16 protein-coding genes and 3 pseudogenes are annotated in these 20,084 nt (G+C 66.1%); 17 read left to right on the top strand and 2 right to left on the bottom strand.

The features are described from left to right. Positions 1-105: 105 nt before the first annotated feature. The 7 genes and pseudogenes from SHTP_RS16720 (at position 106) to SHTP_RS16695 (ending at position 8,814) form a co-directional block, all read left to right on the top strand. The gene (locus tag SHTP_RS16720) at positions 106-1,227 is read left to right on the top strand and encodes a PPE family protein (RefSeq protein ID WP_197706252.1); all 1,122 of its coding nucleotides are present in this window, start codon (positions 106-108) and stop codon (positions 1,225-1,227) included. 100 nt (positions 1,228-1,327) lie between these two features. Next, a pseudogene (locus SHTP_RS16715) lies at positions 1,328-1,783 on the top strand (AMP-binding protein); the annotation flags it as partial. Positions 1,784-1,977: 194 nt separating this feature from the next. After that, complete coding sequence (locus SHTP_RS16710; RefSeq protein ID WP_420873016.1) at positions 1,978-3,180, top strand: ISAs1-like element IS2404/ISMul1 family transposase; 1,203 nt, start codon at positions 1,978-1,980, stop codon at positions 3,178-3,180. A gap of 21 nt (positions 3,181-3,201) precedes the next feature. Beyond that, a pseudogene (locus tag SHTP_RS16705) lies at positions 3,202-4,251 on the top strand (class I adenylate-forming enzyme family protein); the annotation flags it as partial. 299 nt (positions 4,252-4,550) lie between these two features. Beyond that, positions 4,551-4,859, top strand: a pseudogene (locus tag SHTP_RS30445) (PE family protein); the annotation flags it as partial. Positions 4,860-5,000: 141 nt separating this feature from the next. Then, entirely contained in the window at positions 5,001-5,549 is a 549-nt protein-coding gene (locus SHTP_RS30440; RefSeq protein ID WP_420866696.1) for a PE/PPE C-terminal domain-containing protein, read from the top strand. 31 nt (positions 5,550-5,580) lie between these two features. Beyond that, positions 5,581-8,814 (top strand): acetyl-CoA carboxylase family protein, encoded by a 3,234-nt coding sequence (locus SHTP_RS16695; protein WP_096371191.1) that lies wholly within the window; start codon positions 5,581-5,583, stop codon positions 8,812-8,814. 16 nt (positions 8,815-8,830) lie between these two features. On the opposite strand, the gene SHTP_RS16690 is transcribed toward SHTP_RS16695, so the two are convergent. Beyond that, positions 8,831-9,160: a PE-PGRS family protein gene (locus tag SHTP_RS16690; RefSeq protein ID WP_172900676.1), complete on the bottom strand. Its 330-nt coding sequence runs from the start codon at positions 9,158-9,160 to the stop codon at positions 8,831-8,833. A gap of 142 nt (positions 9,161-9,302) precedes the next feature. On the opposite strand from SHTP_RS16690, the gene SHTP_RS16685 reads away from it, so the two are divergent. From SHTP_RS16685 to SHTP_RS16675, 3 genes are read left to right on the top strand one after another with little or no spacing between them, the layout of a single operon-like run. Next, the gene (locus tag SHTP_RS16685) at positions 9,303-10,085 is read left to right on the top strand and encodes an SDR family oxidoreductase (protein ID WP_096371190.1); all 783 of its coding nucleotides are present in this window, start codon (positions 9,303-9,305) and stop codon (positions 10,083-10,085) included. Further along, positions 10,082-11,275 carry an acyl-CoA dehydrogenase family protein gene (locus SHTP_RS16680; protein ID WP_096371189.1) on the top strand — a complete coding sequence of 398 codons (1,194 nt, stop codon included), beginning with the start codon at positions 10,082-10,084 and terminating at the stop codon, positions 11,273-11,275. Before SHTP_RS16685 ends, SHTP_RS16680 begins: the two co-directional genes overlap by 4 nt. Continuing rightward, the gene (locus SHTP_RS16675; protein WP_096371188.1) at positions 11,272-12,375 is read left to right on the top strand and encodes an acyl-CoA dehydrogenase family protein; all 1,104 of its coding nucleotides are present in this window, start codon (positions 11,272-11,274) and stop codon (positions 12,373-12,375) included. Before SHTP_RS16680 ends, SHTP_RS16675 begins: the two co-directional genes overlap by 4 nt. Positions 12,376-12,397: 22 nt before the next feature. Here SHTP_RS16675 and SHTP_RS16670 read toward each other — a convergent pair whose 3' ends face one another. Next, positions 12,398-13,138 carry an alpha/beta fold hydrolase gene (locus SHTP_RS16670; RefSeq protein WP_020788014.1) on the bottom strand — a complete coding sequence of 247 codons (741 nt, stop codon included), beginning with the start codon at positions 13,136-13,138 and terminating at the stop codon, positions 12,398-12,400. Between the two features lie 98 nt (positions 13,139-13,236). Here SHTP_RS16670 and SHTP_RS16665 point away from each other — a divergent pair, with 98 nt between their 5' ends. The 7 genes from SHTP_RS16665 to dapA all read left to right on the top strand — a co-directional run bounded on the left by SHTP_RS16665 (position 13,237) and on the right by dapA (position 20,072). After that, a complete protein-coding gene (locus tag SHTP_RS16665) occupies positions 13,237-14,037 on the top strand; it encodes a thymidylate synthase (RefSeq protein WP_011740203.1) in 801 nt (266 codons plus the stop codon). 7 nt (positions 14,038-14,044) lie between these two features. Beyond that, the gene (locus tag SHTP_RS16660; RefSeq protein ID WP_011740204.1) at positions 14,045-14,542 is read left to right on the top strand and encodes a dihydrofolate reductase; all 498 of its coding nucleotides are present in this window, start codon (positions 14,045-14,047) and stop codon (positions 14,540-14,542) included. After that, positions 14,539-15,753 (top strand): winged helix-turn-helix domain-containing protein, encoded by a 1,215-nt coding sequence (locus SHTP_RS16655; RefSeq protein ID WP_096371187.1) that lies wholly within the window; start codon positions 14,539-14,541, stop codon positions 15,751-15,753. The genes SHTP_RS16660 and SHTP_RS16655 overlap by 4 nt, the downstream gene beginning before the upstream one ends. After that, positions 15,753-17,207 (top strand): class I SAM-dependent DNA methyltransferase, encoded by a 1,455-nt coding sequence (locus SHTP_RS16650; RefSeq protein ID WP_096371186.1) that lies wholly within the window; start codon positions 15,753-15,755, stop codon positions 17,205-17,207. The genes SHTP_RS16655 and SHTP_RS16650 overlap by 1 nt, the downstream gene beginning before the upstream one ends. Then, the gene (locus SHTP_RS16645) at positions 17,198-18,289 is read left to right on the top strand and encodes a restriction endonuclease subunit S (RefSeq protein ID WP_096371185.1); all 1,092 of its coding nucleotides are present in this window, start codon (positions 17,198-17,200) and stop codon (positions 18,287-18,289) included. The genes SHTP_RS16650 and SHTP_RS16645 overlap by 10 nt, the downstream gene beginning before the upstream one ends. A gap of 10 nt (positions 18,290-18,299) precedes the next feature. Further along, the gene (gene thyX, locus SHTP_RS16640) at positions 18,300-19,052 is read left to right on the top strand and encodes an FAD-dependent thymidylate synthase (protein ID WP_096372524.1); all 753 of its coding nucleotides are present in this window, start codon (positions 18,300-18,302) and stop codon (positions 19,050-19,052) included. A gap of 117 nt (positions 19,053-19,169) precedes the next feature. Beyond that, a complete protein-coding gene (dapA, locus tag SHTP_RS16635) occupies positions 19,170-20,072 on the top strand; it encodes a 4-hydroxy-tetrahydrodipicolinate synthase (protein WP_096371184.1) in 903 nt (300 codons plus the stop codon). The last annotated feature ends 12 nt before the right edge of the window (positions 20,073-20,084 follow it).

Below are 20,084 nucleotides of genomic sequence, written 5' to 3'. Positions count from 1 at the left end.
GGCGCGCTTGAGCCCGCATTGGCGGGCAGGCTGTTGGATAATGGATGGCACACCTGGAGCACAGAACGCCAATATCCCCGGCTAGAACGAGAAATGGAATCCCAAGTGGATTTTGGAGCTCTACCTCCGGAGATAAACTCCGCGCGCATGTACTTCGGCGCGGGAGCGGCTCCGCTGCTGGGGGCCGCGGCGGCATGGAACGACATCGCTGTCGAGCTGAGCACCGCCGCGTCCGCCATCGAGTCGGTCATCACCCGGCTCAGTTCCGATCAGTGGTTGGGTACCGCGTCGCTGTCGATGGCCGCCGCGGCACAGCCGTTGCTGGCCTGGTTGAGCTACACCGCTGAATCCTCAGCACTTGCTGCGGCGCAGGCCGCGGCGTCGGTGGCCGCCTTCGAAACCGCATTCGCCATGACAGTGCCCCCGGCCGAGGTTGCGGCGAACCGAGCGCGGCTGGCGGCACTGATGGCGACCAACATCTTTGGGCAAAATGTGCCGGCTATCGCGGCTACCGAGGCACGTTACGGCGAGATGTGGGCCCAAGACGCGTCGGCCATGTACGGCTATGCGGCCTCTTGCGCGGGTGCCGTAAGACTGAATCCACTGACCCGGCCGTCGGAGACCACCAATCCGGGCGGGATCGCCAGCCAGGCGGTCGCGGTCAGCCACGCTGCCGCCTCTGTTTCGGTGCAGCAGGCGGGTTTCGAGAACCTGATCAGCACGGTCTCCGATGCGGTCATGAGCCTGTCGGCTCCCCTGACATCCTCACCGCATGTGACGTCACTCGGCGCTTTCATAGAGGACATCATCTTTCTGGATATTCCGCGGTTCGTAGAGTCCGCGTTTCACGGCCTGGGCGCGACCGCGGACTATGCCACCATGATCGCTGCCAATCTGCTGACCCTGCAGACCAGCGCCAATACCGCAACCTCCGCGGGCGGGGTCGCCCCGGCGGCCGCGGCGGGATCCGCACTGGCCCAAACGGTCACCTCCGCGGGCGTTGGCGATGCATCCTCGGTCGGTGCGCTGTCGGTGCCGGTGGGCTGGACTACCGCGGCACCGGCTGCGACCGGCGGCGCCGCCTCCGACGGCACGGGTTGGGCGGTTCCCGACGAGGACGTGCCGAGCCCGGCGGGGATGGTCGCCGGCACCAACGGTGCTGGTGCGCGGCCAGGCCCGCGGTACGGAGTCAAACCGAGGGTGATGCCGAAGAAAGTCCTCGTCTGACCTGAACCTGGACTACGCAGCCGGCCGCTCCTACCGTTTGTTGATATGGGGCAACAACGACACCGGTGAGCGCTGATGTAGTAGCAAAAAGGATTGGGACATGAGTTCGGTCATCGAAATCTCCCGCGACCACAACCCGTTCCCGCGAGTAGGGGTTTGCGTCGATCGCAACGGCGTCGCGCGCTACGACGAACTGCCGGCCACCCTGCTGGAAATGCTCGCCGAGCAGTTCGACAGCCGTCCCGACGCCATGGCGGTGATCGAAGTCGGTGGCGACCGGTTGACCTACCGCCAGTTGTGGTGCCGCGCATCGCGAGTGGCCGGAGGGCTGCGGGCCGACGGCCTGAAACCAGGTGACCGGGTGGCCGTGCGATACCCGGCGGGCATCAATTGGGTGCTGGCATTTTGGGGGGTACTGATGGCCGGGGGGATCGCGGTTGCGGTCAACACACGCTCGGCCCGCCCCGAGGTCGAATTCGTGCTAAACGACTGCGGGGCACGGATCGACCTGGCACCACAGGACGCGCTGCCCGATGGCGATCCGTATGTGACCGAGTAACTCGGCCGGCGTGATGTCGCAGCGCTGTTCTACACGTCGGGCACCACCCAGGGCTCCGGCGTTGTTGATTAGCAGGCTTGTGAGCTGGGTTGATGATCTTTGGTGCCGCGCTATTGGGGCCGGAGTGTAGGCACGGGCTATCTGGAGAACGATCGAGTTGGTTACTGTTCGTCGTTGGTCTGGAGTTGCCCGTGCCTACCGTTTCAGTATTGCCTGTGTCGTCGGTTCCAGAGGTGTTCGACCGCTGGAGTCCTGGTGAGCGCAGCGAGCTCATCGGATCGGAGTTTCTCGATGTGTTGGCCTCGGTGCCAGACCCGAGGGGCCCACGCGGTCGGAGGTATTCGCTGATGGCTTTGTTGGCGATCGCGGTTCTGGCCACTGCCGCGGGGATGCGCGGCTATGCTGGTTTTGCCACATGGGCGGCCACCGCTCCCGATGATGTGTTGGCCCAATTAGGGGTCCGGTTCCGGCGGCCCAGTGAGAAGACCTTCCGCGCTGTTTTGTCTCGGCTAGACCCCGCCGACCTCAACGCCAGGATGGGCAGTTATTTCACTGCACACGTGGCCAGCAGCGACCCCAGTGGATTGGTGCCGATCGCGTTGGACGGCAAGATGCTGCGTGGTGCTTTACGCGCCAAAGCGACAGCCACGCATCTCGTGTCGGTGTTCGCCCACCGTGCCCGATTGGTGCTCGGTCAACTCGCTGTCGCCGAGAAAAGCAATGAAATTCCCTGCGTACGTGCCTTGCTCACGCTGCTGCCGGGTAGCTTGCGGTGGCTGGTCACCGTGGATGCGATGCATACCCAGGTCGTCACCGCGAAGTTGATCTGCGCCACCTTGAAGTCGCACTACCTGATGATCGTCAAGTCCAACCAAGCCAAAATACTTGCGCGTATCACCGCGCTGCCCTGGGCCGAGGTGCCCGCAGCCGCTACCGACGACTCCCGCGGCCACGGCCGTGTCGAGACCCGCACCCTGCAAATCATCACCGCTGCACGAGGAATCGGCTTCCCCTACGCAAAACAAATCATCCGGATCACTCGTGAACGCTTGATCACCGCCACCGACCAGCGCAGCGTGGAGGTGGTCTATGCCATCTGCAGCCTGCCGTTCGAGCACGCCCGCCCTACCGCGATCATGACCTGGATGCGTCAACACTGGGGAATCGAGAACAGCCTGCACTGGATACGCGACGTCACCTTCGACGAAGACCGTCAAAGGGCACATACCGGAAACGGCGCACAGGTCCTAGCAACGCTACGCAACACCGCGATCAATCTGCACCGCCTCAACGGCGTCGACAACATCGCCGAAGCCTGCCGGATCACCGCTTTGACCGCCAACCGCCGCCTAGACCTCCTCAATCCACAATTCCCCAGCTCACAAGCCTGCTAATCAACAACGCCGGAGCCCTGGGGCACCACCGGACACCCCAAGGGCGTGCCAACGACCCACGAGGCGTTCCTGACCAACACCGAGAACGGGCTCAGATGTCTCGGATTGGCAACGGATCTCGGTGAGCAACTGCGCACCCTGATCACGGTGCCGTAGTTTCATGTGACAGGCTGTAACTCACAGCTGTTGACGGCCGCCCGGCTTGGCGGCGTCGCGGTGATCCTGCCTGCACTCGACCTTGACCAGGCGCTCGTAACGCTTCTCGCAGAGCGGATCTCGCTCCTGGTGACCGTTCCGGCGGTGTATTCTTTACTGCTGCGGCACAAGGATTTTGGCGCTGCCGATGTTTCGGGAGTCCGCCAGGTCTGCTACGGGGGTGCGCCGATAGCGCCGTCGCTGGTGCGGCGGGTGAAGGAAGCGTTTCCGCGGGCCACGGTATTGAATGGATACGGCATGACGGAGTCCGCCTCGCTGATGACCGTGCTGCCCGACCCGGAGGCCGTCGAGCACGCCGATTCGGTCGGATATGCGGTTCCTTCGGTGGACCTGGGGGTAATTCCGTTGCGCGACGGCGGGACCGGTCCAGGTGAGCTGGTAGGCGAGCTGGTGGTGCGTGGCGCCAATGTGACGGCGGGCTACTGGAATCGGCCGGAGGCCACGTCGGCGACGATCGTGGACGGCTGGTTGCATACCGGCGACGTGGTCCGCGTCGACGATGCGGGCCGGGTGCACGTCATCGATCGACTCAAAGACATCATCAACCGGGGTGGGGAGAACGTCTCGAGTGTCGAGGTCGAATCCGTGTTGTTGTCCGCGCCCAGCATCGCCGACGAGTGTGTGTTGGCCGTGCCCGACGAGGTGATGGGGGAGAAGGTCGGAGCGGTGCTGTTCGGGGGCGCCGACCCGATCGATGTGGCCGCGGTGCTGCAACACTGTCGGGCCCAGCTCGCGGACTTCAAAGTCCCGCAATACGTGACCGTGGTGACCAATCCGTTGCCGCGCAACGCCGGAGGCAAGCTGCTCAAGGCCAGGCTTCGCGAGCAGATCCAGTGGGGCGCGGCCTTGCGGTGACTGACGCGCGCGCACGGCCCGCAGAAATTTTTTCGCCACAAGGCTCAATTCGGTGCGGTCGGCCGTGCCAAGGTGACACGCTCGAATGGACAGTGTTAGCGCTGTCGGCGTCGGCGTTAAGAAACCGTAAATGGATTCCTCGCCTGCGCCTTTGGGCCGGAAGTGCGGGGGTGCATATCACTAGCCTTATCTCAGTGCACAGGAGCCAATCAGAAAATAATCAGAAAGTGTTCAGCAAATGTACAGGAAATTCGGATCGCGGCAATGAGCCGGAATGTTTCACAAGGAAGGAGCAATAGATGTCTTTTCTGACTACACAGCCCGAAGAGCTGGCCGCAGCGGCGGGCAAGCTGGAGACCATCGGTGCGACGATGGATGCGGAGAACGTGGCCGCCGTGGCTCCGACCACGACCGGAGTCATTCCCGCGGCAGCAGACGAGGTGTCGGCGCTGCAGGCGTCACTGTTCACCGCCTACGGAACCCTGTATCAGCAGGTTAGCGCCGAGGCGGCGACCCTCTACGACATGTTCGTCAGAACGCTCGGGGTCAGCGCTGGCACCTATGCGGCCGCAGAGACAGCCAATTCGTCGGCGGCCGCCGGCACGCTGAATCCTTTGACCACGCCCGCGCAGATCGCCAACCCGGCCGGGCTGGCAAGCCAGGCGGCCGCCGTGAGCCAGGCCGCCGCGGCCACCACTGTCGAGCAGGTGGGCCTGGGCAATCTGATCACCAACGTGCCAGGGGCGGTCATGGGTCTGGCATCCCCGGCGGCATCACTGGTCGATGCGACCGGGCTGAGCACCCTGGTTCAGGACATCAGCAGCGTGCTGGGGACACCCTTCCTGCAGAACGCCATCAACGGTGCGGTCAACACCGCGGCATGGTTCGTCATGGCGGCCATCCCCAATTCGGTCTTCCTCGGCCACACCCTCAACGCCATCGAGACCGCGGGCGCGCCCGTGGCTGCCGATCTTGCCCCAGTCCTCGCGCCCGCGGCGGGCCTAAGGCATGCGGTGGCGCCGTTGAGCTTCGGCGGGGCCGGCGTTGAGGCGGGTCTGGGGCAGGCCGCCGGGGTGGGCAAGTTGTCGGTTCCGGTCGGTTGGTCCAGCGCCGCGCCCGCGCTGACCTCTGGCACCACGGCGCTGGACGGCAGCGGCTGGGCTGTACCCGAGGAATCCGGGCCAATAGCGGCGATGCCGGGTGGACCGGGAATGGCAGTAGCAGGCAAGGGCGGGGGCTTTGCCGGGCCACGCTATGGATTCAAACCCACCGTCATGCCCAAGCAAGTTGTCGTGTGATCCCCACTGGCCTGAAAAACCGACGGGACTCATGACTCTGCTAATCGCGAACCGCGGTGAGATTGCGCTGCGAATCATCCGCACGGCAAATGAATTGGGAATCGCGACGGTGGCGGTGTATGCCGAAGACGACGCCGGAACCCCACACGTGCACGCTGCCGATGAGGCGATCGGTTTGCCTGGCAAGGGCGCATCCGCCTACCTGGACCGAGCGGCGATCCTCGCGGCGGCCGCGAAGTCCGGGGCCCGCCTGATCCATCCTGGCTACGGATTTCTCAACGAGAACTCCGAATTTGTGTGGGCTTGCACGGCCGCGGGCTACACGTTTGTCGGGCCGGACGCCGACGTACTGGACCTGGTGGGCAACAAGGCCTCTGCCCGTGGCGTCGCGACTGCCGCCGGAGTGCCGGTGTTGGCCGCGACCGAAGGGCCGAGCAGCGTCGAGGACGTCCGTGCCTTCTTCGCTGACCAGGATGGCGGCATCATGATCAAGGCGCTGGCCGGCGGTGGCGGCCGCGGAATGCGCAAGGTCGAGTGCGGTGACCAGATCGACAACGCATACCGGCAGTGCGCGGCCGAAGCGCAACTCGGATTCGGCAATCCCGCGCTGTTCGCTGAGGCGTTGCTGCACAACGCGCGCCACATCGAGGTCCAGGTGGTCGCCGCCCCCGTCGGGCACCAAACACGTGCCCTGGCTCTTGGTGACCGGGACTGCAGTATCCAGCGGCGCTACCAGAAGCTGGTTGAAATAGCGCCAGCCCAGCAACTTTCGGACCTGCTGCGGCGTCAGCTGCATCAGGCCGCCGCGCGGTTGTGTGCCAGGGTAGGCCTGCGCGGGGTGGCCACGGTCGAATTCTTGGTTGCGGGGGACAAGTTCGTCTTTCTCGAGATCAATCCGCGAATTCAGGTGGAACACACCATCACCGAAGAGGTCACCGGGGTGGACCTGGTGGCCGCACAGTTGGCGATCGCCGGCGGCGCCTCCTACTATGAACTGGGTCATCAACTCGGACTACCCGCCGGTATCGCCTCTGACGGCAGTGAAGTCATCGGCGAGCCCGCCGTGCGCCGCGGGATCGCCATCCAGACCCGGATCAACATGGAGACCCTCGCCGCTGACGGCTCGGTCTCGCCCGCTACCGGCACCCTGAACGTGTTCTCGCCGCCAAGCGGTCCGGGCGTGCGGGTCGATACCTATGGCCGGCCAGGCCTGGTCCCCAGCCCGCTCTACGACTCGCTGCTGGCCAAGGTGATCACCCACGTACACGGTTCTTCGTTTCCGGCAGCGTTGCGCAAGGCCCGGACCGTGTTGTCCGATTTCAGCATCGAGGGCATCGCGACCAACGCCGGTCTGTTGCGGGAAGTGCTCTCGGATGAGCGTCTTGTGTCCGGAGTGGTGCCGACGACCTTCCTCGACGAGATACTCCCGGCGCTGTTAGAGGCGGCGCAGTCGCAGCAGCGCGAGGTCCGTGTGGTGGCCCTCGAGTTGTACCCCGGTGAACAGGCGCTGCGCGCCCAAATGGCGGGCACCGTCGTCGAGGTTGCGCCCGAGGGCGTCGATATCGGCGCCGGTGACCAACTGGTGGTTCTGGAAGCGATGAAAATGCAGCATGTGCTGGCGGCACCGCATCGGCTTCACACGGTCCGGATACTGGTGACGCCCGGTCAGGTCGTTGCGACGGGCGACCCGCTAGTAGTCTTCTGCCGCACCGATGCTGGAGAAGACGTCGAATCATCGTTGGCGGCCGTCGATCTGGATCGCTCGCGGGCCGATCTCGAGGAGGTCCGGGCGCGCCACCGGCTGACTCTGGACGAGGGCAGGGAACTCGCCGTCGGCAAGCGGCACAAGCAAGGCCGACGCACGGCGCGGGAGAACATCGCCGACCTGGTGGATGCCGGAAGCTTCGTCGAATACGGTGCACTGGCGATCGCGGCGCAACGCAGCCGGCGCTCCGAGCAAGACCTGATCGTGAGCACTCCGGCCGACGGCCTGGTGGCCGGGCTGGCAACCATCGGCGCGGATCGCTTCGGAAGCAACGCCGCCGAGGCGGTGGTGGTGTCCTATGACTACACCGTGCTGGCCGGAACCCAAGGCATGCGCAACCACGCCAAGACCGATCGTGTCTTCGGACTGGCCGCTCGAAAACGGATTCCGGTCGTGCTGTTTGCCGAGGGCGGTGGTGGCCGGCCGGGGGACACCGACCTCGGCAACATTTCCGGACTCGATGTGCCGACCTTCCGGATGCTGGCCGGACTCAGCGGGCGGGTGCCGTTGGTGTCGATCGTTTCCGGCCGCTGCTTCGCCGGCACTGCCGCACTCGCCGGAGTATGCGACGTGATCATTGCGACCCCGGACGCCAACATCGGGATGGGTGGTCCCGCAATGATCGAGGGCGGTGGGCTCGGGGTGTACCCCCCGGAGGCGATCGGCCCGATCGATGTTCAACGACGAAACGGCGTGGTAAGTCTGGTCGCCCGCGACGAAGCCCATGCGGTGTCGCTTGCCAAACGGTATCTCGGCTACTTCCAGGGCAAGGTCGAGGGTTGGCAGGCGCCGGATCCGCGGTTGGCCCGCCAGGTGGTGCCGGAGAATTGGTTGCGCGCCTACGATGTTCACCGTGCGATCGAGTCCATTGTGGACGTCGGTTCGGTATTGGAGTTGCGCGCCGACTATGGGGTGGGCATCGTCACCGCACTCGTTCGGATCGAGGGTGTTGCCTACGGTTTGATCGCCAATAGCAGTCACCACCTCGGTGGTGCCATCGATGCCGAAGCATCGGACAAGGCGACCGACTTCCTCATGCTCTGCGAATCGTTTCGGTTGCCGGTGATCTCACTGTGTGACACGCCCGGGTTCATGGTTGGGCCAGACGCGGAAACGCAGGCCTCGGTCCGCCGGTTCGGTCGGATGTTTCTGGCCGGCGCACGGTTGACGGTGCCGCTCGGAATGATCATCTTGCGCAAGGGATATGGGCTGGGTGCCATGGCGATGGCCGGCGGCTCCTTTCATGCCCCCGAATTCACCATCGCCTGGCCCACCGGGGAGATCGGCGGCATGGGCTTGGAAGGGGCGGTCCGCCTTGGCTTTAGCAAAGAACTCGCGGCGGCCGCCGACGACATCGAGCGCCAAGAACTCTTCGATCGTCTTGTTCAGGCCGCCTACCAACACGGCAAAGCGCTACGGTCGGCCACCACATTCGAACTGGATGACGTGATAGACCCGGCAGAGTCCCGGGCCTGGATCACCAGACTGCCGGGACGCTGACGGTTCGCGCGGCTGGTTATCCGTGGCCGGAGCCGCAACCGACGCCGGGGATGCAGCCCTGGCCGCCCGGCACGCCACCGGGTCCGGAGAACTGGCCTCCGGAGCCGCAACCGACGCCGGGGATGCAGCCTTGGCCGCCCGGTCCGCCGCCGGGGCCACCGTTGACCCCTCCGGATCCGCAGTTGCCGTTGCTGTCGCAGCCGCTGCCGCCGGGCTGTTCGGTGGCGAGGAAAGTGATTGCTGTGGTGGCCGCTGCCGGGCCGGCCGCCGCGACGGCATCGGCTGTGACAACCGGTGCTGCGGCGATCGCAGTAGCGACAGCCCCAGCCACCACCAGTGGTTTGATGAGGTGTGATTTCGCTAACATCCTTATCGCATACCACGCGCGCGCCTGCCCGAAACATGGCAGCAGGGATTGAGTGCAACAGGTGCCCGTCAACGATGTTATTGACTGAGTCCGGCTCACCGACAACCGAAGGCACACCACGATGACCTCACTGGATCTGACCGGCCGCACCGCGATAATCACCGGAGCCTCAAGGGATATCGGGTTGGCCATCGCACAACGTCTCGCCGGCGCGGGCGCCAACGTGGTGCTCACCGCGCGCAAGCAGGAGTCCGCCGACGCCGCCGCCGCTGAGGTGGGTGAGCGGGCGGTGGGCGTCGGCGCTCACGCGGTCGATGAGGAGGCCGCGCGAGGGTGCGTCGACCTCGCGCTCGAGCGCTTCGGCAGCGTGGACATCCTGATCAACAACGCGGGAACCAACCCGGCCTACGGTCCGCTGATCGAGCAGGACCATGCCCGGTTCACCAAGATTTTCGATGTCAACCTGTGGGCCCCGCTGATGTGGACCTCGCTGGTGGTCAAGGCCTGGATGGGCGAACACGGCGGCGTCGTGATCAATACCGCCTCGATCGGCGGAATGCACCAATCGCCGGCCATGGGGATGTACAACGCCACCAAGGCCGCCCTGATCCATGTGACCAAGCAGCTCGCGCTGGAACTTTCACCGCGGGTGCGCGTCAATGCGATCTGCCCCGGTGTGGTGCGCACCAAGCTCGCCGAAGCGCTGTGGAAAGACCACGAGGACCCGCTGGCGGCCAACATCGCGCTCGGACGGATCGGGGAACCGGTGGATGTCGCCGAAGCCGTCGGCTTTTTGGTGTCGGACGCGGCGAGCTGGATCACCGGCGAGACCATGGTGATTGACGGCGGTCTGCTGCTCGGCAGCGCGGCGGGTTTCCAGTCCCGGCCGGGCAGCGCCTCGTGACGGCCGCCGACGACCTGCAATCGCGGGTCCAGACTCTGTTCGACGCGCACCCCCCGGCCACGAGTGACCCGCGCGAGTTTCTCGGTGCACGATTTGACGCCGGGCTGGCCTGGGTGCATTTTCCGGTCGGGTTCGGCGGGCTCGACCTGCCGCACACCTACCAGGCGCAGGTCGACAAGCAGCTGGCCGCCGCCGGTGCACCGCCGGCCGGCGGCGGGCGAAACATCATCGGCATCGGCATGGCGGCACCGACCATTGCCGCGTTCGGCACCGCGGAGCAGAAACAGAAGTTCTTGCGCCCGTTGTTCACCGGAGAGCATCTCTACTGCCAGTTGTTCAGCGAGCCCGGGGCCGGATCCGACTTGGCCGCCGCGGCAACCCGCGCCGTTCGCGATCCACACCGGCCCCAGGACTGGATTGTCAACGGGCAAAAGGTATGGACGTCGATGGCGCAACATGCGCAAATGGCGATCCTGGTCGCGCGAACCGACCCCGACGTGCCCAAACACGCCGGTTTGACCTATTTACTGTGCAACATGACCCAACCGGGGATCGACATCCGGCCACTGCGCCAGATCACCGGCGAAGCGGAGTTCAACGAGGTGTTCCTGACCGACATCCGGGTGCCCGACGCGAACCGGCTTGGTCCCGAAGGCGGTGGCTGGCGGGTGGCGACCACCACTCTCAACAACGAGCGCGTCGCTATCGGCTCCCGAACCGGTGTCCCGCGGGAGGGCGGCATGATCGGCAAGGTCACCGAAGCGTGGCGCGCCGAACCGGCGCTGCGCAACCTGGCGATGCACGACGACATGATGCGGCTGTGGGTCGAGGCGGAGGTGCTGCGGCTGGCCGGTGAACGGCTGCGCCAGCAGGCCGCCTCGGGTCAGCCCGGGCCGGAGGGGGCGGGCATGAAGGTGGCGTTTGCCCGGCTCGCGCAACAGATCTCGGGCTTCGAACTGGAATTACACCCCGAATCCGGTCTGCAGTACGACGACTGGACGCTGCGCAGACCCGACGCGGTTGATCTCACCGGACGCGGGCCCGGTTACCGCTACCTGCGGGCTCGCGGTAACTCGATCGAGGGAGGCACCTCAGAAATCCTGCGCAACACCATCTCCGAGCGGGTCCTGGGATTGCCCGGCGAACACCGCGTGGACAAGACCCTCGCCTGGAAGGACCTGGACCGATGAGCACCGGGGACTTGCTGTACTCCGACACCGAGGAAGCGCTGCGGGCCAGCGTTGGGCAGTTGTTCGCCGAGCGCTGTCCGCCCGAATCGGTGGTGGCCGCCTACGACTCGCCTCCGGCGGACTTCGCCAAGCTGTGGCGCACGCTGGCCGCCGAGCTCGGGGTCGCGGGTTTGCTGGTGCCCGAGTCTCTTGGTGGGGCCGGCGCCAGCGCGCGCGAGGCGGCGGTAGTCATGGAGGAAGTCGGCCGGGCGGTAGCGTCGGTCCCGTTCCTGTCCAGTGCGGTACTGGCCACCGTCGCGTTGCTGCATTCCGGGGAGACCGAGACCCTCTCGGAGCTGGCGCAGGGTGAGCTCACCGCGGCCCTGGTGGTGCCGTTGGCCACGGCGCCGGGTGACCCCGTTGCCGGGGTGAGTCGTGGCAGCGCTGGGCTGTCCGGGCGAGTCTGCGGCGTGGCGGGTGCCCGGGAGGCCGACGTGCTGGTGGTGCCGGTCGCCGGGGCCGACGGAGTGGAACTGCATACGGTGCGCGCCAATGCGCCCGGCGTCGAGATAGTGCCGTTGCTAGCCTTCGATATGACCAGACCGCTTGCCGACGTAGTGTTTTCGGGGGCCGCGTCCGCACCGGTCGGTCTCGGCTCGGCGGAGGCCGCGCTGGCTGAGGCGTTGCAGACAGGTGCCGCGCTGCTGGCCTCCGAGCAGCTCGGGATTGCGCAGTGGTGCTTTGACACCACGCTGGCTTACACGAAGCAGCGCAAACAGTTCGGCCGTGCCACCGGTTCCTATCAAGCGATCAAACACCGGCTGGCGGACCTGTGGCTGGAAGTCGGCTCAGCGCGGGCCGCGGCCCGCTACGGCGCCGACACCTGTGCTCGCGGTGATGAGGACGCGGCGATTGCGGCGGCGATCGCCGCGGCCTACTGCGGTGATGTCGCGGTGCACGCCGCTGAGGAGTGTGTGCAACTACATGGAGGCATCGGGATGACCTGGGATTATCCGGCCCATCTCTACCTGAAGCGAGCCAAGAGCGACCAGTTGGCGCTCGGCACCGCGTATCGCCACCGCGGTCGACTGGCCAAGCTGGTCAACCTCCCGGTGAGCTGAATCCTGCGGCGCGGCCGGGGGCCTAGCGGGACAGCGTCGCGGCGAACAGGTCGGTCATCGCGGTCCAGTGCCGCTGCGCGCAGGCTTCGTCGTAGGGCGGGTTATCGGGAACCGCGAACCCGTGCGCGCCCGGGTACCACTCGATGGTGTGCTCGACACCCGCAGCCGTCAGCGCCTTCTCCAATTGTTCGGCGTGGTCGGTGGTGAACGACGGGTCGTTTGTGGCGCCGCCCACATACAGCCTGGCGGTCATCCGGTCGGCCAACAGATGCGGGCTGTCGGGATTGTCGGTCACCAGGCCACCGCCGTGAAAGGACGCCGCGGCGGCCACCCGGTCCGGCTGCCGGCCGGCCAGCAGCACCGAGATCCGCCCACCCATGCAGTAGCCGCATACACCGAAACGCTCGCCGCTCACCTGCGGGCGAGTGGCCAGGTAGTCGAAGTATGCGCCCGCGTCGCGGGTGACCCGGTCCGGCGTCAGGGTTCCGAGCATGAACATGAGTCGAGCGCGCTCGTCCGCGTCGCCGAACACCGTTTCCATGGCGAACGGCGTCCAATCGCCCTCGCGGTAGTACACATCGGGCAGCAGCACGACGTAGCCGTGGCCGGCCAATGTGGCCGCCATCTGCTCGAAGGTCTCGCGCACCCCGCCGGCGTCGGGAAACATGATCACGCCTGGCCAGGGACCCGGGCCGGCAGGAGTGAACAAACGGACCGGGCAGGTGCCGTCGGGAGTGGAGACGCTGTCACTGATTATCGGCATGGCACCCGTTCTACTCCTGCTAGATCGCCCCAGCTTCGGCGGCGCCGTCGCGCCGTGCCTGGCTTCGTTGGGCTCGCGATCACCGCTAAGCTGACCGCGTGCCGATCGCGACGCCTTACGAGGATCTGTTGCGCAGGGTGCTCGAAACGGGCACCGCCAAATCCGACCGCACCGGCACCGGGACCCGCAGCCTGTTCGGCCAGCAGATCCGGTACGACCTCGGTTGCGGTTTCCCCTTGCTGACCACCAAGAAGGTGCACTTCAAGTCGGTCGTTTATGAGTTGCTGTGGTTTCTGCGCGGCGACTCCAACGTGGGCTGGTTGCAGCAGCACGGTGTGACCATCTGGGACGAATGGGCCAGCGAAACAGGCGATCTCGGCCCAATCTACGGAGTTCAGTGGCGATCCTGGCCGACTCCGTCGGGTGAGCACATCGACCAGATCAGTGCCGCATTGGAACTGCTGCGTACCGACCCCGATTCGCGGCGCATCATCGTGTCGGCCTGGAATGTCGGCCAGATCCCGCAAATGGCGCTGCCGCCGTGTCACGCCTTTTTCCAGTTCTACGTCGCCGACGGCCGCCTGAGCTGCCAGCTGTATCAGCGCAGTGCCGACCTGTTTCTGGGGGTGCCTTTCAACATCGCCAGCTACGCCCTGCTCACCCACATGATGGCGGCTCAGGCCGGTCTTTCGGTCGGCGAGTTCATCTGGACCGGCGGCGATTGCCACATCTATGACAACCACGTCGAACAGGTCACCGAGCAACTGCGTCGCGAGCCTCGGCCCTATCCGAAACTAAGCTTGTCGCAACGGGATTCGATCTTCGACTACACCTACGAGGACGTCGTCGTGCAGGATTATGATCCCCATCCCGCGATCAAAGCTCCCGTCGCTGTATGAGGCGCAGATGACGTCGGTGGGCCTGATCTGGGCTCAGTCCACCTCCGGGGTCATCGGCCGTGATGGCGGCATCCCGTGGCGACTGCCCGAGGATCTCGCGCACTTCAAACGGCTCACCATGGGGCACACCGTGGTGATGGGCCGCCGGACCTGGGACTCCCTGCCCGCCGCCCACCGGCCACTGCCAGGCCGGCGAAATGTCGTAGTGACCCGCCAGACTGGTCTGGTGGCGCACGGAGCGCAGGTGGTGGGTTCCCTCGAGCAGGCGTTGTGTCCGGCCGAGCCGGATGCCGAGACATGGGTGATCGGTGGTGCCCAGATCTACGCGCTGGCGCTGCCCCTGGCGAACAGGTGTGAAGTCACCGAGGTCGACGTCGACTTACCGCCCGAGGACGAGGACGCCCTGGCCCCCGTGCTCGACCAGACCTGGGCTGGCACCTCGGGGGAGTGGCTGGTCAGCCGCTCGGGACTGCGATACCGGATGCACAGCTACCGCCGACTATGAGCACCTTGACCGTTGCCCAGGCCCGCCGGGTGGCGGTCGCCGCACAGGGGTTCGCCGAACCCAAGCCGGCCGGCCGGATCAACAAGGCACACCTGAGGCGGCTGATCTCCCGGATCCAGGTGCTGCAGCTGGATTCGGTGTCGGTGGCGGTGCGCGCCCACTACGCGCCGGTGTTCAGCCGGCTCGGGCCCTACGACCGGGAGGTGCTCGACCGGGTCGCGTGGGGCCCGCCCTCGTCGCGGCTGCTCGCCGAATACTGGGCGCACGAGGCCGCGCTGATGGCCGTCGAAGACTGGCCGTTGCTGCGCTGGCGGATGCGGCAGTACCGGCACGGCAGGTGGGGCACCGAGATCGTCAAGGCCAACCCGTGCCTGGTGGACGACGTCGTTGCCGCTGTTGCCGAACTCGGCCCGTCCAGCGCGGGACAGATCGAAGCTCACCTGGCAGCGGAGCCGCGCGGGGGCCAGGGGCCCTGGTGGAATCGCAGCGACACCAAATGGGTTGCCGAGGCGTTGTTCGCGTCCGGCGTGCTCACCACCGCCACCCGGTTGGGCTTCGCTCGTCACTACGACCTGGTGGAAAGGGTGTTGCCGCCCGAAGTGCTGGCCCGGCAGGTCGACGATGACGAGGCGGTTCGCGCACTCGTATTGCGGGCGGCCTCCGCGCTGGGGGTGGGGACCGAGGCCGACATCCGCGACTACTTCCGGCTGTCCGCGCAGCAGGTCAAGCCCGCGCTCGCCGATCTGGTAGCCGCTGGTGAGGTCGAGCCGGTGCAGGTGCAGGGTTGGTCGGCCCCGGCATATCTGCGGGCGGGCCGATCCCTGCCACGACGTGATCGCGGCACCGCACTGTTGTGTCCGTTTGACCCGCTGATCTTTTTCCGGCCCCGGGTGCAGCGCCTGTTCGACTTTCACTACCGCATCGAGATCTACACCCCGGCCGCCCAACGCCAATACGGCTACTACGTCTGGCCGCTGCTGCTGGACGGGCAGCTGGTGGGACGGGTGGACCTCAAGGCCGACCGTTCCACCGACACCCTGCTGGTGGTGGGCGCGTTCGCCGAACCCGACGCATCGGGGCCGCGGGTCGCCGCGGCACTCGCCGGTGAGTTAGCGTCGATGGCGCCGTGGCTGGGATTGAGCGGGGTCAGCGTGTCCGGACGGGGTGATCTGGCCGGGGAGCTGGCGATCGCCGTCAGGCGGACCGGCTGATGGCACCGTCGACGATGAAAGAGCTCAAAGACACGCTCTGGAAAGGCGCCGAGAAGCTGCGCGGGTCCATTCCGGCCAACCAGTACAAAGACGTCATTCTCGGCCTGGTCTTTCTCAAGTTCGTTTCCGATGCCCGAGACGGGCGCAAGCCATTCGTGGTGCCCCCCGAAGCGCGCTGGGAAGCGTTGGCCGGCAATGCGAAATCACCGGACATCGGCCAGCTCATCGACACGGCGATGCTGTCGGTAATGACGGCCAATCCGTCGCTGGCCGCGACCCTGCCGCAGCTGTATCACAAGGTCGATCAGCGGCGGCTCGGCGAACTGGTCGAGGTGCTCGGCGCGGCGCGATTCAGTGGCCGGCCAAGTCATCGCGCGCGTGACCTGATGGGTGAGGTGTACGAATACTTCCTCGGCAACTTCGCGCGCGCGGAGGGACGACGCGGCGGCGAATTCTTCACCCCACCCAGCGTCGTTCGAGTGATCGTGGAGATTCTCGAACCCTCGAGCGGTCGGATCTATGACCCGTGCTGCGGATCGGGCGGGATGTTCGTGCAAACCGAGCGCTTCATCTGCGCCCACGACGGGGACCCCGCGCAGATATCGATCTACGGTCAGGAGAGCGTCGAGCAGACCTGGCGGATGGCAAAGTTGAACCTGGCCGTCCATGGGATCGATGATGCGGGCCTGGGCGCGCGTTGGGGCGACACCTCCGCCACCGACCAACACGACGGCGTGCCGATGGACTACGTGATGGCCAATCCGCCCTTCAACATCAAGGATTGGGCCCGCGACGAACAGGACCCGCGTTGGCGGTTCGGCACTCCGCCCGCCGCAAATGCGAACTTCGCCTGGATTCAGCACATCCTGTCCAAGCTCGCGCCGACAGGTCAGGCCGGGGTGGTGATGGCCAATGGCTCGATGTCATCGAAAACCAATGGAGAGGACAGGATTCGCGCTGGAATCATTGATGCAGACCTGGTCTCATGCATGGTCGCCCTGCCGACGCAGCTGTTTCGCAGTACCGGAATTCCGGTGTGTCTGTGGTTCTTCGCCAAGGACAAGAAAGCTCGTTCGGGCCAGGTGCTGTTCATCGACGCGCGCGGGCTCGGGAGCATGTTGGACCGCTGCGAGCGAACCCTGACCGATGACGACGTAGCCCGCATCGGCGATACCTATCACGGCTGGTTCGGATCCGCATCAGCCGTCGCGAAAGGTGCTGTTTACCAGGATATTCCGGGCTTTTGCAGGTCGGCATCGTTGGATGAGATCCGCGCCGAGGGGTACGTGCTCACGCCGGGGCGCTATGTGGGGACTGGAGCGTCCTGTGCTGACGGCGAACCGATCGGCGACAAACTCACAAGGTTGACCACCCAGTTGCTGGCCGCGCTGGATGAATCGACAAAACTGGACGAGGCGGTGCGTGCGCAGTTGGGGCGGGTGCGGTGGAGGTGAGGCTCGGCGAGCACCTCGAATTCCGCAGCGGCAGTTGCTCTCCGCCGCGACGCGCCCGGGGCCGGGTTCCCGTATACGGTGCGAACGGGCCGATCGGCTTCGCGGCCGAACACAACGTCAGCGGTCCGCTGATTGTGGTGGGGCGCGTTGGATCCTATTGCGGCAGTGTGCGCTACTGCGACTCCGATGTCTGGGTCACCGATAACGCCTACGTTTGCCGTGCCAATGACCCTGCGGAAACCCGGTACTGGTATTACGCACTGCAGACGTGCCGGCTCAATGAACACCGGGCGGGATCCGGACAGCCGTTGCTGAATCAGCGGACTCTTCGCGAGGTCTCGGTCCACGTTGCCCAAGCACCTGAGCGTCGGCGAATCGCCGAGGTGCTGGGCGCCCTGGACGACAAGATCGCCAACAACGAGCGGGTCATCGTGGCCGCCGAGGCCCTGATGGTCGCGATGGTCGGGTCGGTCGATGCGCGCGTCGGGCTGTCGGGCCTGGCGCGCCGGTCGACGAAGTTGGTCAATCCCGCTGACTTCGGCGACGTTGTTGCCCATTTCAGCCTTCCCGCCTTTGATGCGGGGGCGCACGCCCGGCCGGTTGCCGGGGCATCGGTCAAAAGCGGCAAGTTCCACTTGTTCGAACCCTGTGTGCTGTTCGCGAAACTGAACCCCCGAGTACCGCGAATCTGGAACGTGGTGCGCCTGCCGCCCCAGATGGCGCTGGCCAGCTGCGAGTTCGTCGTATTGAGCCCGCTCGGGGTGGATACCTCGGTGCTGTGGTCGGCGCTGCGTCAGCCCGAAGTCTCAACCTCGCTGGCACAGCTGGTCGCCGGAACATCGGGAAGTCACCAGCGCATCGGGCCCAAAGACCTGCTCGACCTTCAGGTGCCAGACGTCCGGCGCTTTGGAGCCGCCCAGTCCGCGACGATCACCGATCGGGGCGCGTTGTGTCATGCCCGCCGTGGCCAGTGCGCGCAGCTGGCCGCGCTGCGCGACGCGCTGCTACCGGGATTGGTCACCGGCGAGGTCGCCGTCAGTGGGGGAGAGCTCCTCCTCGCGTCGCCGCTCGGCACGCCTTAAGGTGAGCGCCGTGGCCGAGACTGCGCCGCTACGCGTACAGCTGATCGCCAAGACCGAGTTCTTGGCGCCCTCCGACGTGCCCTGGACCACCGACGCCGACGGAGGCGAGGCGCTGGTCGAGTTCGCCGGCCGCGCCTGCTACCAGAGCTGGTCCAAGCCCAACCCCAAGACCGCGACCAACGCCGGTTACCTGCGCCACATCATCGACGTCGGGCACTTTGCCGTGCTCGAGCACGCCAGTGTGTCGTTCTACATCAGCGGCATCTCGCGATCGTGCACCCACGAGCTGATCCGGCACCGCCACTTCTCCTACTCGCAGCTATCCCAGCGCTACGTGCCCGAAGGTGACTCGCGGGTCGTCGTGCCGCCGGGGTTGGAGGACGATCCCGAGCTGCGCGAAATCCTGATCGCCGCCGCCGACGCCAGCCGTGCCACCTACATCGAACTGCTGACCAAGCTGGAAGCCAGGTTCGCTGACCAGCCCAACGCCGTCCTGCGGCGCAAACAGGCTCGCCAGGCCGCTCGTGCCGTGCTCCCCAACGCGACCGAAACCCGGATCGTGGTCAGCGGTAATTACCGAGCGTGGAGGCACTTCATAGCCATGCGGGCCAGCGAGCATGCCGATGTGGAGATCCGGCGGCTGGCCATCGAGTGCCTGCGTCAGCTCGTCGCGGTGGCGCCAGCGGTGTTCGCCGACTTCGAGGTCACGACCCTGGCCGACGGCAGCGAGGTCGCCACCAGCCCGCTGGCCACCGAGGTCTGAGTCCGGCCCTGGCGCGAGGGTGCGTATCCGGGCAGCCTTCGCGGCGTGTCGGCGGACAAACACGCACGCTTGCGCCGGTGCAAAAAAGATTGCTGCCGCCAGGTAATCTTGGGAACCGTGAGCACCGTCGAATTCGACGTTCCCGCACGCCTGGGAACACTGCTGACCGCGATGGTGACACCATTCGGCTCCGACGGCGCCCCTGATCTTGTCGCGGCGGCGCGACTGGCGAATCACCTGGTGGACCAGGGGTGCGATGGACTGGTGGTTTCCGGTACCACCGGCGAGTCGCCCACCACCACCGACGACGAGAAGCGTGAGCTGCTCAGAGTCGTCTTGGAAGCGGTGGGCGACCGGGCTCGGGTGATTGCGGGGGCCGGCACCAATGACACCGCGCACAGCATTGGGCTGGCGAAGGCCGCTGCGGCCGAAGGCGCCCATGGTCTGTTGGTGGTGACCCCGTATTACTCCAAGCCGCCACAATCGGGGCTATTGGCGCACTTCACCGCGGTGGCCGATGCGACCGAGCTGCCCGTGCTGCTCTACGACATCCCCGGGCGGTCTGCGGTGCCGATCGAGTCCGAAACAATCCGCGCCCTGGCAAAGCACCCGAACATCGTCGGCGTCAAGGACGCCAAAGCGGACCTGCCCAGCGGTGCCCAGATCATGGCCGACACGGGACTGGCCTACTACTCCGGCGACGACGCCCTCAACCTGCCCTGGCTGGCCATGGGCGCCATCGGCTTCATCAGCGTGATCGGCCATCTGGCGGCTGGCCAGCTACGGGAGATGTTGTCGGCATTCAGTTCCGGGGACGTCGCCACCGCCCGCAAGATCAACGTCGCGGTCAGTCCGCTGTGCAACGCGATGACCCGACTGGGCGGGGTGACGCTGTCCAAGACCGGCTTGCGGCTGCAAGGTATCGAGGTCGGTGACCCGAGGCTGCCGCAGGTCGCCGCCACCGCTGAGCAAATCGACGTGTTGGCCGCTGACATGCGCGCGGCCTCCGTGCTTCGGTGAATCCCAGGGTGA

This window comes from Mycobacterium ulcerans subsp. shinshuense (assembly GCF_002355775.1).
Lineage (GTDB): Bacteria > Actinomycetota > Actinomycetes > Mycobacteriales > Mycobacteriaceae > Mycobacterium > Mycobacterium marinum.
This window is presented reverse-complemented; position numbering and strand designations above follow the sequence as displayed.